This window comes from Allobosea sp. Root670 (assembly GCF_001429415.1).
Lineage (GTDB): Bacteria > Pseudomonadota > Alphaproteobacteria > Rhizobiales > Beijerinckiaceae > Allobosea > Allobosea robiniae.
Map to the genome: position 1 here is coordinate 1 of NZ_LMJU01000018.1, position 14,164 is coordinate 14,164.

General features: G+C 63.3%; 15 protein-coding genes and 4 pseudogenes. 2 read left to right on the top strand and 17 right to left on the bottom strand.

All coding sequences use genetic code 11. The features are described from left to right. From ASE61_RS21135 to pcaD, 11 genes and pseudogenes are all read right to left on the bottom strand, one after another. On the bottom strand, positions 1–476 hold a 476-nt coding region (locus ASE61_RS21135; RefSeq protein ID WP_061970329.1), incomplete at its 3' end, for a 3-oxoacid CoA-transferase subunit B. Then, positions 476–793, bottom strand: a 318-nt coding sequence (locus ASE61_RS27265; RefSeq protein ID WP_320409885.1) for a CoA transferase subunit A, incomplete at its 5' end; no start/stop codon positions are given. The genes ASE61_RS21135 and ASE61_RS27265, both read right to left, overlap by 1 nt. Before the next feature lies 1 nt (position 794). Beyond that, positions 795–1,195: pseudogene (locus ASE61_RS27270) on the bottom strand (CoA transferase subunit A); the annotation flags it as partial. Continuing rightward, positions 1,101–1,517: pseudogene (locus tag ASE61_RS26655) on the bottom strand (CoA transferase subunit A); the annotation flags it as partial. The pseudogenes ASE61_RS26655 and ASE61_RS27270, both read right to left, overlap by 95 nt. Position 1,518: 1 nt before the next feature. Then, positions 1,519–1,722, bottom strand: a pseudogene (locus tag ASE61_RS26660) (CoA-transferase); the annotation flags it as partial. 41 nt (positions 1,723–1,763) lie between these two features. Further along, positions 1,764–2,660, bottom strand: an 897-nt coding sequence (locus tag ASE61_RS27275; RefSeq protein WP_244492960.1) for a 3-oxoadipyl-CoA thiolase, incomplete at its 5' end; no start/stop codon positions are given. A 1-nt stretch (position 2,661) separates the two neighbouring features. Continuing rightward, positions 2,662–3,156 (bottom strand): annotated as a pseudogene (locus ASE61_RS27280) (beta-ketoacyl synthase N-terminal-like domain-containing protein); the annotation flags it as partial. A 56-nt stretch (positions 3,157–3,212) separates the two neighbouring features. After that, entirely contained in the window at positions 3,213–3,839 is a 627-nt protein-coding gene (gene pcaG, locus ASE61_RS21160) for a protocatechuate 3,4-dioxygenase subunit alpha (RefSeq protein ID WP_061970335.1), read from the bottom strand. Further along, complete coding sequence (pcaH, locus tag ASE61_RS21165; RefSeq protein WP_061970701.1) at positions 3,839–4,582, bottom strand: protocatechuate 3,4-dioxygenase subunit beta; 744 nt, start codon at positions 4,580–4,582, stop codon at positions 3,839–3,841. Before pcaH ends, pcaG begins: the two co-directional genes overlap by 1 nt. Positions 4,583–4,713: 131 nt before the next feature. Beyond that, positions 4,714–5,106 carry a 4-carboxymuconolactone decarboxylase gene (gene pcaC, locus ASE61_RS21170; protein WP_061970337.1) on the bottom strand — a complete coding sequence of 131 codons (393 nt, stop codon included), beginning with the start codon at positions 5,104–5,106 and terminating at the stop codon, positions 4,714–4,716. Beyond that, positions 5,099–5,893 (bottom strand): 3-oxoadipate enol-lactonase, encoded by a 795-nt coding sequence (gene pcaD, locus ASE61_RS21175; RefSeq protein WP_061970339.1) that lies wholly within the window; start codon positions 5,891–5,893, stop codon positions 5,099–5,101. The genes pcaC and pcaD overlap by 8 nt, the downstream gene beginning before the upstream one ends. Before the next feature lie 98 nt (positions 5,894–5,991). Here pcaD and pcaQ point away from each other — a divergent pair, with 98 nt between their 5' ends. Then, positions 5,992–7,023, top strand: coding sequence for a pca operon transcription factor PcaQ (pcaQ, locus tag ASE61_RS21180; RefSeq protein ID WP_082617614.1), 1,032 nt, complete (start codon positions 5,992–5,994; stop codon positions 7,021–7,023). A gap of 50 nt (positions 7,024–7,073) precedes the next feature. On the opposite strand, the gene ASE61_RS21185 is transcribed toward pcaQ, so the two are convergent. The 5 genes from ASE61_RS21185 to ASE61_RS21205 form a co-directional block, all read right to left on the bottom strand. Continuing rightward, entirely contained in the window at positions 7,074–7,838 is a 765-nt protein-coding gene (locus tag ASE61_RS21185) for an SDR family NAD(P)-dependent oxidoreductase (protein WP_061970340.1), read from the bottom strand. 10 nt (positions 7,839–7,848) lie between these two features. Then, positions 7,849–8,937: an ABC transporter permease gene (locus ASE61_RS21190; RefSeq protein ID WP_061970342.1), complete on the bottom strand. Its 1,089-nt coding sequence runs from the start codon at positions 8,935–8,937 to the stop codon at positions 7,849–7,851. Then, positions 8,934–9,740: an ABC transporter ATP-binding protein gene (locus ASE61_RS21195; protein ID WP_082617615.1), complete on the bottom strand. Its 807-nt coding sequence runs from the start codon at positions 9,738–9,740 to the stop codon at positions 8,934–8,936. Before ASE61_RS21195 ends, ASE61_RS21190 begins: the two co-directional genes overlap by 4 nt. A 76-nt stretch (positions 9,741–9,816) precedes the next feature. After that, positions 9,817–10,824, bottom strand: a complete 1,008-nt coding sequence (locus ASE61_RS21200) for an ABC transporter substrate-binding protein (RefSeq protein WP_162260132.1) — start codon at positions 10,822–10,824, stop codon at positions 9,817–9,819. A gap of 143 nt (positions 10,825–10,967) precedes the next feature. Then, positions 10,968–12,395 (bottom strand): FAD-dependent oxidoreductase, encoded by a 1,428-nt coding sequence (locus tag ASE61_RS21205; protein ID WP_061970345.1) that lies wholly within the window; start codon positions 12,393–12,395, stop codon positions 10,968–10,970. A gap of 161 nt (positions 12,396–12,556) precedes the next feature. Between ASE61_RS21205 and ASE61_RS21210 the strand changes: the two genes are divergently transcribed. Next, a complete protein-coding gene (locus tag ASE61_RS21210; protein WP_061970346.1) occupies positions 12,557–13,525 on the top strand; it encodes a LysR family transcriptional regulator in 969 nt (322 codons plus the stop codon). Here ASE61_RS21210 and ASE61_RS26665 read toward each other — a convergent pair. Then, entirely contained in the window at positions 13,465–14,163 is a 699-nt protein-coding gene (locus ASE61_RS26665) for a hypothetical protein (RefSeq protein WP_156407185.1), read from the bottom strand. The two genes, ASE61_RS21210 and ASE61_RS26665, sit on opposite strands and share 61 nt — an antisense overlap. Position 14,164 lies beyond the last annotated feature (1 nt).

A 14,164-nucleotide genomic window follows, 5' to 3' on the forward strand; every position in this document is an offset into this window, starting at 1 on the left:
GTGCAGCGCTCCAGCACCTTGGATTCGCCCGCCTTGTTGGCGTGCTCCATCACGACGATGACCTTCTTGACGCCGGCGACGAGATCCATCGCGCCGCCCATGCCCTTCACCATCTTGCCGGGGATGGTCCAGTTGGCGATGTCGCCATTCGCAGCCACTTCCATGGCGCCGAGGATGGTCAGGTCGATATGACCGCCGCGGATCATCGCGAACGAGTCGGCCGAGGAGAAGAAGCTCGAGCTCGGCAGGATCGTGATGGTCTGCTTGCCGGCATTGATCAGGTCGGGATCGGCCTCGCCCTCATAGGGGAAGGGGCCGATGCCGAGCAGGCCGTTCTCGGACTGCARGGTGACGTTGACRCCGTCGGGAATGTARTTCGCMACCAGCGTCGGGATGCCGATGCCGAGATTGACGTAGAAGCCGTCCTTCAATTCCTTGGCGGCGCGGGCTGCGATCTCTTCGCGGGTCCAGGACATCAGGCGGCCTCCCTCTTGCGCTCGGTCAGCTTCTCGATCTTCTTCTCGTTGATCGTGCTCTTGATGACGCGGTCGAYATAGATGCCGGGCGTGTGGATCGCCTCSGGATCGAGCGAGCCGACCGGCACGATCTCCTCGACCTCGGCCACCGTCACCTTGCCGGCGGTCGCCATGTTCGGATTGAAGTTCCGCGCGGTCTTCCGATAGACGAGATTGCCGGCGGTATCGGCCTTCCAGGCCTTGACGATGGCGAGGTCGGCGCGCAGCCAGGTTTCGCGGACATAGAGCTGCCCTTCGAATTCCTCGACCGGCTTGCCNGCGGTATCGGCCTTCCAGGCCTTGACGATGGCGAGGTCGGCGCGCAGCCAGGTTTCGCGGACATAGAGCTGCCCTTCGAATTCCTCGACCGGCTTGCCCTCGGCGACGACCGTGCCGACGCCGGTCCGGGTATAGAAAGCCGGGATGCCGGCGCCGCCGGCGCGGATGCGCTCGGCCAGCGTGCCCTGCGGGTTCAGCTCCAGCTCCAGCTCGCCGGCAAGGTACTGCTGCTCGAACAGCTTGTTCTCGCCGACATAGGACGCGATCATCTTCCGGATCTGGCGGGTCTGCAGCAGCATCCACAGGCCGAAGCCGTCGGCGCCGGCATTGTTCGAGGGCGGTATCGGCCTTCCAGGCCTTGACGATGGCGAGGTCGGCGCGCAGCCAGGTTTCGCGGACATAGAGCTGCCCTTCGAATTCCTCGACCGGCTTGCCTTCGGCGACGACGGTGCCGACGCCGGTCTTGGTGTAGAAGGCCGGGATGCCAGCGCCGCCGGCGCGGATGCGCTCGGCCAGCGTACCTTGCGGGTTCAGCTCCAGCTCCAGTTCGCCAGCTAGGTATTGCTGCTCGAATAGCTTGTTCTCGCCGACATAGGACGCGATCATCTTCCGGATCTGGCGGGTCTGCAGCAGCATCCACAGGCCGAAGCCGTCGGCGCCGGCATTGTTCGAGATCACGGTGATGTTCTTCACGCCGGAATCGCGGATCTGCGGGATCAGGCTNCTGCAGCAGCATCCACAGGCCGAAGCCGTCGGCGCCGGCATTGTTCGAGATCACGGTGATGTTCTTCACGCCGGAATCGCGGATCTGCGGGATCAGGCTCTCGGGRTTGCCCGACAGGCCGAAGCCCCCGGACATGATCGTCATGCCATCAAAAAGCAGCCCTTCGAGCGCCGCGCCCGGGCCGTCATAGATCTTATGCGTCATTGTAGCGGAACCTAGGTCAGATTCGGACTCGAAACGATTACTCAGGCGCGTTCCAGCGCCACTGCGATACCCTGGCCGACGCCGATGCACATGGTGGCGAGCGCGCGCCTCTTGCCGGTCAGGGACAGTTCGAGCGCGGCCGTGCCGGTGATGCGGGCACCGGACATGCCGAGCGGGTGGCCGAGCGCGATCGCACCGCCATTCGGGTTCACATGCGCGCCGTCCTCGGCGATGCCGAGCTCGCGCAGCACCGCGATGCCCTGCGAGGCGAAGGCCTCGTTCAGCTCGACGATGTCAAAATCGGTCGGCTTCAGGCCAAGTCGCTCGCAGAGCTTGCGCGTGGCGGGGATCGGGCCGAGGCCCATGACGCGCGGCGCGATGCCGCCGGTCGCTCCGCCGAGGATGCGCGCGATCGGCGTCAGCCCGTATTTCGCGGCGGCCTTCTCCGAGGCGATGATCAGCGCCGCGGCGCCGTCATTGACGCCCATGCGCGCGATCGGCGTCAGCCCGTATTTCGCGGCGGCCTTCTCCGAGGCGATGATCAGCGCCGCGGCGCCGTCATTGACGCCCGACGCATTGCCGGCAGTGACAGTGCCGCCCTCCTTGCGGAACGGCGTGCCGAGCTTGGCGAGCTTCTCCAGCGTGGTGTCGCCGCGCGGGTGCTCGTCGATCTCCACCCTGATGGCATCGCCCTTGCGCTGCGGGATCAGCACCGGGACGATCTCCTTGTCGAGACGGCCGTTCTGCTGGGCGGCGACGGCCTTCAGTTGCGAGCGCAGCGCGAAGGCGTCCTGGTCGGCGCGGCTGACATGGCAGTCGGCGGCGACGTTCTCGCCGGTTTCCGGCATGGAATCGATGCCGTACTGCGCCTTCATCAGCGGGTTGACGAAGCGCCAGCCGATGGTGGTGTCGTGGATCTCGGCATGGCGCGAGAAGGCNCTCCGGCATGGAATCGATGCCGTACTGCGCCTTCATCAGCGGGTTGACGAAGCGCCAGCCGATGGTGGTGTCGTGGATCTCGGCATGGCGCGAGAAGGCGCTGTCGGCCTTGGGCATGACGAAGGGCGCGCGCGACATGCTCTCGACGCCGCCGGCGATCATCAGCTCGGCCTCGCCCGCCTTGATCGCCCGCGCGGCTGCGATGACGGCATCCATGCCGGAGCCGCAGAGCCGGTTGATCGTCGTGCCCGGCACTTCCTTGGGCAGGCCGGCCAGCAGCAGAGACATGCGCGCGACATTGCGGTTGTCCTCGCCCGCCTGGTTGGCGCAGCCGAAGATCACATCGTCCACGGCGCCGAAATCGACTTGCGGATGACGCTCGACCAGGGCCTTCAGCGGCACCGCGCCGAGATCGTCCGCCCGCACGGCGGCAAGCGAGCCGCCGAACCGGCCGATCGGGGTGCGGACGTAGGCGCAGATGAAGGCTTCGGTCATGTCGTCGTTGCTCTGCTTGCTGTCTGCTCGGGTCGGGAAGGCGGCCGAGGCCGCTCTCAGATGTCGAAGAAGACGGTCTCGTTCTCGCCCTGCAGACGGATGTCGAATGTGTAGACCGGCATGCCGTCCTCGTCGCCGCGCGTTGCGATCAGTGTCTGCACGCGCACGCGATGCTCGATGCGGGCGAGAAGCGGATCAGTCGCGTTGGCCTTGTCCTCGTCGCCGAAATAGAGCCGCGTATGCAGGCCGAGATTGATGCCGCGCGCCACGATCCAGAAGGTGATGTGCGGTGCCATCGGCCGGCCGTCGAAATAGGGCACGATGCCGGGCTTGATCGTCTCAAAGCGGTAGACACCGGTCGTGCCGTCGACGGGTTGGCGGAACCAGCCGGGGAAGTGCGGATCGGCTTCGCCACGGTGCTCGCCCTGGCCGGGATAGAGCCCCTGCGCATCGGCCTGCCAGATCTCGATCAGCGCGTCCTTGATGGGCATGCCCGAGCCGTCGAAGATGCGGCCGGTGACGAGGACGCGCTCGCCCTTCACCTCCGGCGAGAGCGGCTGCGAGCCGAGATCGTGCGGATAGACGCCCTCGATGCCGGAGAAGTTCGGCGTGGCGCCGATATGAATATAGGGGCCGGCCGTCTGCGACGGGCTTTCCCTGAGGCGGCGGAGCGATTGGACCATCAGTTGCCCTCCATCCGGTTCTCGAACAGGGTCGAGCGACGGCCGCGCAGGACGATGTCGAATTTGTAGGCCATCGTGTCCATCGGCAGCGTCGCCTCGCGGTCGAGCGCCGCGACCAGCTGCTCCACCGCCTCGCGGCTCGGGATGCCCAAGACGATCGGGCATTGCCAGATCATCGGGTCGCCCTCGAAATACATCTGGGTGATCAGGCGCTGCGCGAAGGCGTGGCCGAAGATCGAGAAATGGATATGCGCCGGGCGCCAGTCATTGACGCCGTTCGGCCAGGGATAGGGGCCGGGCTTGATTGTGCGGAACCAGTAGCGGCCCTCGTCATCGGTGATGGTGCGCCCGCAGCCGCCGAAATTCGGATCGATGGCGGCGAGGTAGCTTTCCTTCTTATGGCGATAACGGCCGCCGGCATTGGCCTGCCAGAACTCGACCAGCGCACCGCGTACGGGGCGCGCATCCTTGTCCAGCACCTGGCCGTGTACGATGATGCGCGGGCCGATCGGTTCGCCCGTCTTAGCATAGTTCAGGATCAGATCGTTATCGAGTTGCCCCAACATGTTGTGGCCGAAGACCGGGCCCGTCATTTCCGAGATCGTATTGCCGAGAGACAGCAAGGCCTTCTGCGGCGATCGCAGCACCGAGGTCTTATAGGTCGGCGTAAAGGCCGGCGGATGCCAGCTGCGGTCCCTCTGATAAAAGGAGCCGCCCTGATGTGTCGAATTTTCGTTGCGCATCTCGGCGCTTCCTCCCTCGAAGCTGCTGTTGCGGTATTCAATTTCTGGCGGCGAATTCGATCCGCTCGCCTTGATCCTGCTCAATTCGCGCCGCGATAGGGTTCAACGGCGGGCAAGGACACGACACATCATCATGCAGATTCGTCATGGATCTCGGCGAGCGCCGCACGGGCGATTTTGAAGGCATGATTGGCTGCCGGCACGCCTGCATAAATGGCCACATGCAGTAGCGCCTCTTTGATATCTTCGGCGCTAGCGCCGGTATTACGCGTAGCCCTCACGTGCATCGCGACCTCGTCGTGATGTCCAAGCGCGGCCAGCAGCGCGATGGTCAACATCGAGCGCTCGCGTTTGCTGATCGTCTCACGTGACCAAACGCTTCCCCAGGCGCTTTCGGTGATCAGTGTCTGAAAGTCCGCCGTAAACGCATCAGTGGCCGCCACTGCAGCATCGACATACGCCTCACCCAGAACCGATCGCCGGGTCCTCATGCCTGCGGCGAATTTGGTTTGCGCATCAGCCATGGCCGTGTTCCTTGAGGTGCCCAGATACGAGCTTCGACAGCCGTTCCGGCTGCTCAATCGGCGGAATATGACCGCACTCGTCGATGAGTTCGAAGCGCGCTCGTGGAATTTTCAGTGCCATCGCCTCAACGAGTCCCGGTGGCGTGGCGAGGTCGCTGTCTCCAGCCACGACCAGCGTCGGGACGGATATTCCGGCAACGTGGTTGGTCAGATCGGCAATCCGCAGGGCGTTGCAAGTAGAGATATATCCGGCCGCCGATTGCAGGACGAAGGCGTTTCGCCACCCCGAAACCTGATCGGGCTGCGCGGCGCGAAAGCCTGGTGTGAACCACCTCTCCATGACGGGGTCGGCAATCGCCTCGAGGCCACCGCGCTCGATTGCGTGGATGCGTTCGCCCCAACTCTCGGGCGTTCCCACTTTTGGAGCGGTGTCCGCCAAGACGAGCGCCGACAGGCGCTGCGGTGAGCGAGAACCCAGGACCTGTCCGATCATACCGCCGATCGAAAGCCCGACCAGTGCGAACCGCTCGACATCAAGATGGTCGATCAGGACAAGGAGATCGTCCGCCAAATCACTGATCGAATAGGGGCCGGCGTCAGTTTCCGAAAGCCCATGCCCACGCTTGTCGTAGGCAATCACACGCCAGTGAGCTGAAAGCGTGGCGGAGACTTCATCCCAGATCCTCAGATCTGTCCCGAGCGAATTGACCAACACCACGCACGGCGCGCCGCGAGGACCATAGTCGCGCCAGTGTACTAGCCGGCCCTTGATGCGTGCGAAAGCCATATCGGAACGCCCATGTCGACGATGACCTTATATGCTCCGCTTTTTTTCTTATGTTAAATGGCTTTTTCTAGTCCTTAAATAACTCAGAGGTTATCCTAATGAGCCTGAGCAGATCGCTTCAGCTCGACGGACGCATTAAGTTACGCCACCTGTCCTGCTTCATCGAGGTTGCCCGGCAGAGAAGCGCCGTGAAGGCAGCGTCCGCGATCGGCTTGAGCCAGCCAGCCGTTTCGAAAACGATTCACGAGCTGGAGGATTTCCTGGGCACCGTCCTGTTCGAGCCGAAACGGCGGTCGATGGTGCTCACGCCGATCGGCGAGATGTTCTTGCGTTACGCGACGTCGAGCCTCGTCGCGCTGAAGCAGGGCATCCGAACCGTCGCTCAAGATGCCGGTGGCGAGCATGCCACCTTTACGGTCGGCGCACTACCGACGGCATCAGCACGGATTTTGCCGGCGGCATTGGCTAAGCTGTCGCGACATCTCCCGAATATCAGGCTTCGCGTCGTCACCGGGTCGAACGATGTTCTGCTCTCGCAACTGCGTCTCGGCGACATCGATCTCGTGGTCGGGCGAATGGCTTCACCTGAGGCGATGCACGGACTCGCGTTCGAATACCTCTATTCGGAACGCATCGCGCTGGCAGTGCGACCTGCGCATCCCTTGCTGGCACATGGGCAGCAGGACATAGCGGATGTTGGGCGTTACCAGTTGCTCGTCCCCCCACCGGGCTCCGTCATACACCCGATCGTCGAGCGCTATTTCATCGCCCGTTCGATCCACCCTTCGCAGGGCGAGATCGAGACGGTCTCCGACGCATTTGCACGCAACTATCTGCTTAGAACGGATGCTATCTGGGTCATTTCCGAAGGCGTTGTGGCGGAGGATGTAGCGAGCGGTGCGCTGGCGCTACTGCCGGTCGACACCAATGACACGAACGGCCCGGTCGGCCTGACGACCCGCACCGATACAGACCTGTCCTTTCCGGCCCAGCCGGTCATGGCAGCGGTGCGGGACGTCGTCGCGGAGCGGGCCAGGGCAGCCTCTGCGCATTCCGTCGACGCCTATCGGGTCCGGCAGAGCAAGGGCGACAACTCTCCGAGGCCCGCCAGGAATCGGGGAGGGCCGTAAGGCTCGTTTACCAAGGCGATGCCCCCGGCCCGAACTTGAACGGCCGCTCGTCACACGGCTTCGTCAAACGCGGTCGGCTGTGGCGCCAACTGCGTCCCGCCACAGACATGGATGATGTCGCCCGTGACGAAGCTTGCCCGCGGCGACGCCAGGAAGGCGATCGCGCCGGCGACATCCTCCGCCGTACCGAGCCGGCCCAGCGGTGACATCTTGCGAAAGGATCTAGCGAGCCCCGCGTTTTCCGCGACGATCTTCTCGTTGAAGGGCGTATTGAGGAAGCTCGGGGCGACAGCGTTGACCCGGATGTTGTCCGGGCCGAGTTGCACGGCGAGCACGCGCGTCAGCCCGATTAGCCCCGATTTACTGGAGGTATACGCGACACCCGTACCGGCGAGGTAAACGCGCGAAGCAACATTGACGATGCTTCCGCCGCCACTGCGCTTCATCAACGGATGAGCGGCCTGGGCGAGAAGCATCGGCACCGTCAGGTTGAGCGCGAGCACGGCATTCCACACTGAAAGGTCTACTTCGCCGATGCGTGGAGCTCCGGTCATGCCGGCGTTGTTGACGACGCAATCAAGCCGACCGAACCGTTCCGCCAAGCGGTCGATCAGGCGATTGACGGCGCCGTTCTCCAGCAGGTCGACCGGCTCAGCGGCAGCTTCGCCGCCCGCGTCGACGATCTCGCTGCAGATGCCCTGCACCCGATCGATGGCCCGATCGGCCAGAACGACGTGAAAACCATCGGCGGCCAGCATCCGCGCCGCCGCGGCCCCGACGGCGCCAGCGCCGCCGGTTACAAGCGCAACTTGCATCGCCTGATCCTTACTTTTGCCAGGGCATCAGCCGGCGCTGCAGCCATTGCAGCGCATAGGTCAGCAGCACCCCTAGAACCATGACGACAACGAGCCCGGCATACATTTTCTCGGGATTGAGCACCTCCCAGTAGTAGAAGGTCATGTATCCCACGCCCTGTTTGGCACGCACGAACTCGACCGAGATGATCACAATCATCGCAGTGCCGAGCGCTATACGAAGTCCTGAAAAGATCACAGGCATTGCGCCGGGCAGAATGACGTGGCGCAGCATCGACCAGCCCTTGGCGCCGTAGTTCTTGCCGGCCATCAAATAGACGCTGTCTATGCCGCGCACCGCTGCCATCGTGTTGATCGCCATCAGGATAAAGACCGAAAGCCCGACTACAAGAATCTTCGGCGCCTCGCCGAAGGGGTCGGCGAACATCAGCATCACAATCGGAAAGATCGCGATCTTCGGCAGCACGTAGATGGCCGAAAGTGTCGTGTCGAGCATCAGGCGTACGGTCTGGTTCAGACCCATGACCACACCGACCAGCACGCCCGGGATGGCTCCAAGCACGAAGCCGAGCAGGACGCGCCCCACCGTCGCGAGGACGTGGCTTTCTGCGGCGAGCTTCCAAACGCCAGCCCAGCCGTCCTGGCTAAAGGCCTCCGGCATCAGCCAGGGCCGTCCGAGAAGTGTCGTTCCCGAAAAGCGGTCGTAGCGAGTGCTAAGATCCCAAAGCGCGACGCCGATCTTGCTCGGCGGCGGAAACCAGTTCGGGTTTATGAAACCGCTATCGGCCGCAAGCTCCCAGAGCATGAGGACGACGAGCGGGAAACCCAACGCCAGAGTACGCTCGTATGCGCCTTTGTGCTTGACCGGGACCAACCGACCTATGCGCTCGCACAGCAGGACGAGCAGGACAAAGCTTGACCCGATCGCAGGCCAGGCGAAGTCGCCCCAGAGCCCGGCGGCCGCCAGCGCCAGGTTCAATGCGACCATCGCTCCGGCAAGCAAGAGGATGGCGCGTCTTTCGCCGCGGGCTATCGGAGAACGTGGCATAGCCACGGCACTGCCGGCGGCGGCCGCGTTGTCGGCGGATACAACTGTCATGGCTGCGCCTCCATGGCGCGCGTCACCTCGGCACTGAGCTTCTCCCAAATCTGCGCCCGGTATTCGGCAAAACGGGGTGAGTTGGTCATCGCGATCGTGCGCGGGCGCGGCAGCTCTATCTTGAAGGTGGCGAGATGCCGGCCGGGCTGGGCGCTCATCAGGATAACGCGGTCACCGAGCAGCACCGCCTCGTCGAGGCTGTGTGTGATGTAGAGCACGGTCTTGCGCGTCTCCTCCCAGATCCGCAGCAATTCCTCCTGGATGACGACGCGCGTCTGGGCGTCCAGCGCACCGAGCGGTTCGTCCATCAGCAGAACCTCCGGGTCGTTGGCGAGTGCCCGGATGATGCTGACACGCTGCTTCATGCCGCCCGAGATCTGGTGCGGGTAATAGTCGGCGAATTTGCCGAGGCCGACCCGGTCGAGCCAGTAGCGCGCCCGGTCGAGCCGTTCTTTGCGACCGACGCCGCGCATTTGCAGACCGAAGGCGACATTCTCGATCAGCGTCTTCCAGGGAAAGATCGCATATTCCTGGAAGACGACACTGTTCAATGGCCGGCCCGGCTCGCGTCCGGGCTGGATGTCGATCGAACCCAGCGAGATCGATTCCAGTCCCGCAACCATACGCAGGAAGGTCGACTTGCCGCAGCCCGAAGGGCCGACGATGCAGACGAACTCGCCATCGGCCACTTCGAGGGAGAAATCCTCAAGCGCGACCATGGTGCCGTCCGCGGTCGGATAATGCTTGCTGACGTGGCGCGCTCCAATCTTCGGCGCAGTTGCAGCCTGCATGGAGACGCTCATCGGCCGACCTCCGGGCTCGTTGGTGTGTTGCATCGATCTGTCGAGGCCCGCGAAGGCATGACGGCCGCCATGCCTCTCACTTCGAGGCGGCCGCCTTGCCGAGGGTCTCGACGGCCTTCATGACGAAACGCCCGTCGATGACCTTCGCCATGTCGAGGGGCTTGTCGTATTCGGTGCGGCCGTTCTCGCGATGCACGCGCTCAATGTCGGCCAGACCAGTGGTCGGGATCGCCATATTGGGATCGAAGATCACCGAGCCGCCGGTCTTGATCGCCTCGGGCGTGGAGGCTGTGTATTTCAGATAGCCGTCCATATTGGGCTGAGCGAGGAAATCGGCGCCCTGCATAAGACGGGCTGCTTCCGTCATCGCCAGAACGAAGCGCTCCGCCGCTTCGGGCCGCTCCTTGATGAACTTGCCCGAGGCGACGAAAGCGACTGTCATCAGGCCGGGCGTGATGTCCTGCATCAACAGTTTGCCGGTGCCGGCTTTCAGGATCTGGTCGGAGTAGGGCGAGGAGGTCAGCACGGCGTCGACCGATTTCGCCTCCATCGCCGCCGGCATGTCAGCATTGCCGACGTTCAGCAGTTGCGCATCACGCAGGCTGAGCTTGGCGCTCTCAAGCGCCTTGCTGACGAAGTACTCGCCGCCGCTACCCGGCCCACCGGCCGCCGCGATCCGCTTGCCCTTGAGATCGGCGACCGACTTCACCGCTCCCGAATCCAGCAGGTCCTTGCGGACGATCAGCTTGGTCGGGCCGTCCGTCATCGGATCAAGCGCTCCTGGCGCGATCACCCGGATGTCGAGCCCGCGATTCCAGGCCGACCAGAGCGACGCCACGATCGAGATGCCGCCAACGTCGACCGATCCCTTGTCGAGGAAGGCGATCGCCTCAGTGCCGGACTTGACGCTATCCAGCTTGACGTCGAGCCCATATTTCTTGAATAGCCCACGCGCCTCGGCGACATAGGCCGTGGCGAATTTCATGATCGGCACATAGGCGACACGCACGGCCTGGGGCGGATCGAGCGGCTTCGGCGCTGGCGCCTGTGCCAAAGCCGGAGCGCCAGCGAGACCAAAAATCATGGCAGCGCACATTCTGCGCCAGAGAGCTTCGAACATTCTATTCCTCCCTACGGAGCGGCCTGCTGCCGCCTTTCATGTTGCTTGGCAGGCTTCTTCGACCTGCTCGTTCTCGTCAACTTTGGCTAAGTCGCTTCCCGTGCGGGTCAGCCTTCGACCAACTCGGGAACCGTATTGAGATAGGCCCCTTGCGCCAATAAGCCTGCCCTTAGCTCCGCGATCGGTACCACGGCCGGCGCAACACCCTGGTCGGCGGCTATCGCTCCTGCAACACCTGCCGCATGGCCGGTCAACCAGCATTGCGGGATCTCGCGCATGAAGGAATGGCTCGTGGCGTCGCAGGACAGATGACGGCCAGGCGCCAACAGCCCGTCGATCTCGCGTGGCACGATCGAGCCATAAGGAACGGAGATATTCTCGAACTTCGGCGCGAGAGACGGCGAAACGCCGATCTCGTCGGGCGCCATGCTGCCATCCCAATTCTCTCGGGTGAGTTTGCCAAGCCCCTTCAGGCGTCGGCCATGTCTGACGCCGAGCTGGGGCGCCGACAGCATGATGAAAGCGTTTGAAAAACCAGGTGCATGAGCGCGATAGAAGGCGAGATGTTCCAGCATGAGCTTGTGGCTCCTGATCTCGACCTCGGACAGATCCTCGACTTTCAGTGCGGAGTAACCTGCGAGTCGAGGCCCCATGAATACCGCGATGTCGTCCCGCCACGATACGGAAGGTTTGTCGAAGAAGCGCATCGTCTCGCGCCCGCGCGCCATGAACTGTGAGTACTGATCCGGCGTCTCAGCCCGGAAGCGCAAGAACGCCTTCATGTCGGCGCCGCCGAACAGCCAGGATGTGTTCATGCAGCCGTGGATGTCGCGGCTATCGACCTCCGTGTCGAAATCAGAGCCGGCGCCCGCGTAAAGATCGCCGTCGCCGGTCGCGTCGATCGTCACCCGGGCGAGAATGGCGCGCCGTCCCTCCTTGCTCTCGAAAGAGCAGCCCGCAACCCGTCGCCCTTCCATCAACGGACTGGCTCCCCAGGCGTGGAAGATCGGGTGAACGCCGGCCTCCAGAACCATTGCGAGCGATTCCGCCTTGAGCCACTCCGGATCGAGGGTCGGCGCATGGGTGACGGTATTGTTGAATGCCGCATTGCGAAGCCCCCAATAGGCAACGCGCTCGGGATCGTGTGATCCCCATTCAAGCGGCTCAGGACCGGCAATCTTGTCGCGGGTCAAGCGCGAAAGGAGCTCTTCGGCGATGCCTCGGATGACATGGCGACCTTGCCAATCGCTCATGCGATCGATCCAGATGACCAATCCGCCTGTCGATAGCCCACCGAGATGGTTGTAGCGCTCTAGTAGCACTACATCGGCGCCGCGCCGGGCGGCGGCGATCGCGGCCGCCGTTCCGGCAGGACCGCCGCCAACCACCAGAACGTCGCATTCGGTATGGACCGGAAGCTCCCGCGCTGGCTCGGTGATCGTCTTGCCCGACGACCTACGGCGCTCGAACTTTTCGGTCTCGAAGGTCTCGGAACGGAAGAACAGCCGCCCTCCCTCGCCGTCCATCGATCCCATGACGTGTTCCCCTGGAGTCGTGGCCAGTCGGTGCACCGCTTGGAATGCGACGAAAGGCCGGGAGCATCGATTTACGAGCAGATTGGCGCGCCGATCCTTGCTGTTCAAATGAATTTAAAAGCCCTATTCATGAGCAAGATTGCTCAATCGAGGCTGATGCGATGGATGTTTCCGGGCTCGAAGCCTTCATCCAGATCGCCGAATTTGGAAGCTTTCGTCGTGCAGCCGAAGCAATGCGGCTGTCGCAAACCGCCTTGAGCCACCGCATTCGCAAGCTTGAGGAGGATGTCGGCGTCACGCTGTTTCAGCGCACTACACGCTCTCTCTCTCTGACGAGAGCGGGACAAGAGTTCTTCCCCGAGGCACGAGACACGCTGTTTCGACTGAGCACTCTATACGAGAACCTGAAACGCCAGGGCCGACAGGCGCAGCAAAAGGTTTCGGTTGGTTGTCTCGGCTCGCTCGGCGAGCATTTCCTGCCCGGGGTTTTGAGAGAATTCCGGCAGCGCTATCCGCAGGTCTCGATCACCGTTTTTGACGAGCCCGCGGCGGCTTTGCGCGAGCGAGTCTCCTCTGGCGAGGCACAGTTCGCCTTGACCATTCTAGGCGCGCAGCTCTGGACTCAGAAATCCCGCGCGCTGTTCGAGGAGGACTTCGTCGCCGCTGTGCCGATCGGGCACCCGCTCGCGGAGCGCGCGGAACTGAACTGGGCTGATCTCGTCGGCTATCCGCTGGCCCGCGTCGCCACAACGACAAGCCACGGGTTCATGCTTAGCGAAAGCCTCGGCACTTTCGGGGAGCGGTTGGATTGGGCCTATGAGGTGCAGCGCGTCAACATGGCGGTCTGTTTCGTTGCAAACGGCATCGCCGTCACGGTGCTGCCTCGCCTGGCGATCGCATCAGTGCCCGGCATTCGCATTTTGCCGATCACGGCTCCGCAAATTCGACGCACTGTTGGCATTATCGCGCGCGACGGCGTTTCCCTCCCAAGACCAGCCCTGAATCTGCAGCGCATGCTGCTGCACGCGATCTCCCGACACTCCAAAGGAGCCAGCAACGATCCGCCTGCTCAGACCTCCGGCCGGGATGCGGGGACGACCACAGTCAACTCATCCCTGTCGAGCGAATAGGCGAGATCATAACCTGTCCACGCCGCGCGAGCCGGGGCAAAGCCCTCCGCGTCGAGCGCAGGATCGATCATACCGGCAATTTCATCGAGCCGGCTCCTGTCATGGCATTCGATCATGATCGCGCCGCTGTCGGCATAGGCCGCACCGCCTGCGGACGGCACCGTAAATGGCACCGGGGCGACCGACGGATCCTTCTTCAGGACATGGATCGCTGTCGCAGCAGTCTCACGAAGCACACGCCCGGCAAGCTCTTCCCAGGCACCTGCAGGGACCGAGGCCTCATCGAAGGTTGTTGCCATCAAGGCACTTCCGATGCCTCCGCCCTGACTTGACACTGCAAGATGGCCGACGCGAAAGAAACCGCGGAAGGACGGCCGCATGCTTTGCGACCACGGCGTTGGGTTTTCCAGCAGAGCCCGATACGACGCGCTGCTGAGCACCGCGTTGCTTGCCAGTTCGTAGAGCGTCAAGAATTCTGGAAGTGGCCCATTGCCGCGGTGATAGCGCCGTGCGCGCATCATGCCGGGCACGGCCAGCCGTTCTGGAACATGCTCGCGCGTGTGCCATAGGTTGTATTCGTCCCGCCGGTGTGGATCGACGCCATTCCAGAGCGAGAGCAGTCCTTGCCCCTTCAGCATT

What these genes read in the sequence shown, in the direction of transcription:
- pcaG (WP_061970335.1), bottom strand. Translation starts at nt 3,839, where the DNA reads ATGGTCCAATCGCTCCGCCGCCTCAGGGAAAGCCCGTCGCAGACGGCC.
- pcaC (WP_061970337.1), bottom strand. Translation starts at nt 5,106, where the DNA reads ATGGCTGATGCGCAAACCAAATTCGCCGCAGGCATGAGGACCCGGCGA.
- ASE61_RS21205 (WP_061970345.1), bottom strand. Translation starts at nt 12,395, where the DNA reads ATGGGATCGATGGACGGCGAGGGAGGGCGGCTGTTCTTCCGTTCCGAG.
- ASE61_RS26665 (WP_156407185.1), bottom strand. Translation starts at nt 14,163, where the DNA reads ATGCTGAAGGGGCAAGGACTGCTCTCGCTCTGGAATGGCGTCGATCCA.
- pcaH (WP_061970701.1), bottom strand. Translation starts at nt 4,582, where the DNA reads ATGCGCAACGAAAATTCGACACATCAGGGCGGCTCCTTTTATCAGAGG.
- ASE61_RS21195 (WP_082617615.1), bottom strand. Translation starts at nt 9,740, where the DNA reads ATGAGCGTCTCCATGCAGGCTGCAACTGCGCCGAAGATTGGAGCGCGC.
- ASE61_RS21210 (WP_061970346.1), top strand. Translation starts at nt 12,557, where the DNA reads ATGGATGTTTCCGGGCTCGAAGCCTTCATCCAGATCGCCGAATTTGGA.
- ASE61_RS21200 (WP_162260132.1), bottom strand. Translation starts at nt 10,824, where the DNA reads ATGATTTTTGGTCTCGCTGGCGCTCCGGCTTTGGCACAGGCGCCAGCG.
- pcaD (WP_061970339.1), bottom strand. Translation starts at nt 5,893, where the DNA reads ATGGCTTTCGCACGCATCAAGGGCCGGCTAGTACACTGGCGCGACTAT.
- ASE61_RS21185 (WP_061970340.1), bottom strand. Translation starts at nt 7,838, where the DNA reads ATGCAAGTTGCGCTTGTAACCGGCGGCGCTGGCGCCGTCGGGGCCGCG.
- ASE61_RS21190 (WP_061970342.1), bottom strand. Translation starts at nt 8,937, where the DNA reads ATGACAGTTGTATCCGCCGACAACGCGGCCGCCGCCGGCAGTGCCGTG.
- pcaQ (WP_082617614.1), top strand. Translation starts at nt 5,992, where the DNA reads ATGAGCCTGAGCAGATCGCTTCAGCTCGACGGACGCATTAAGTTACGC.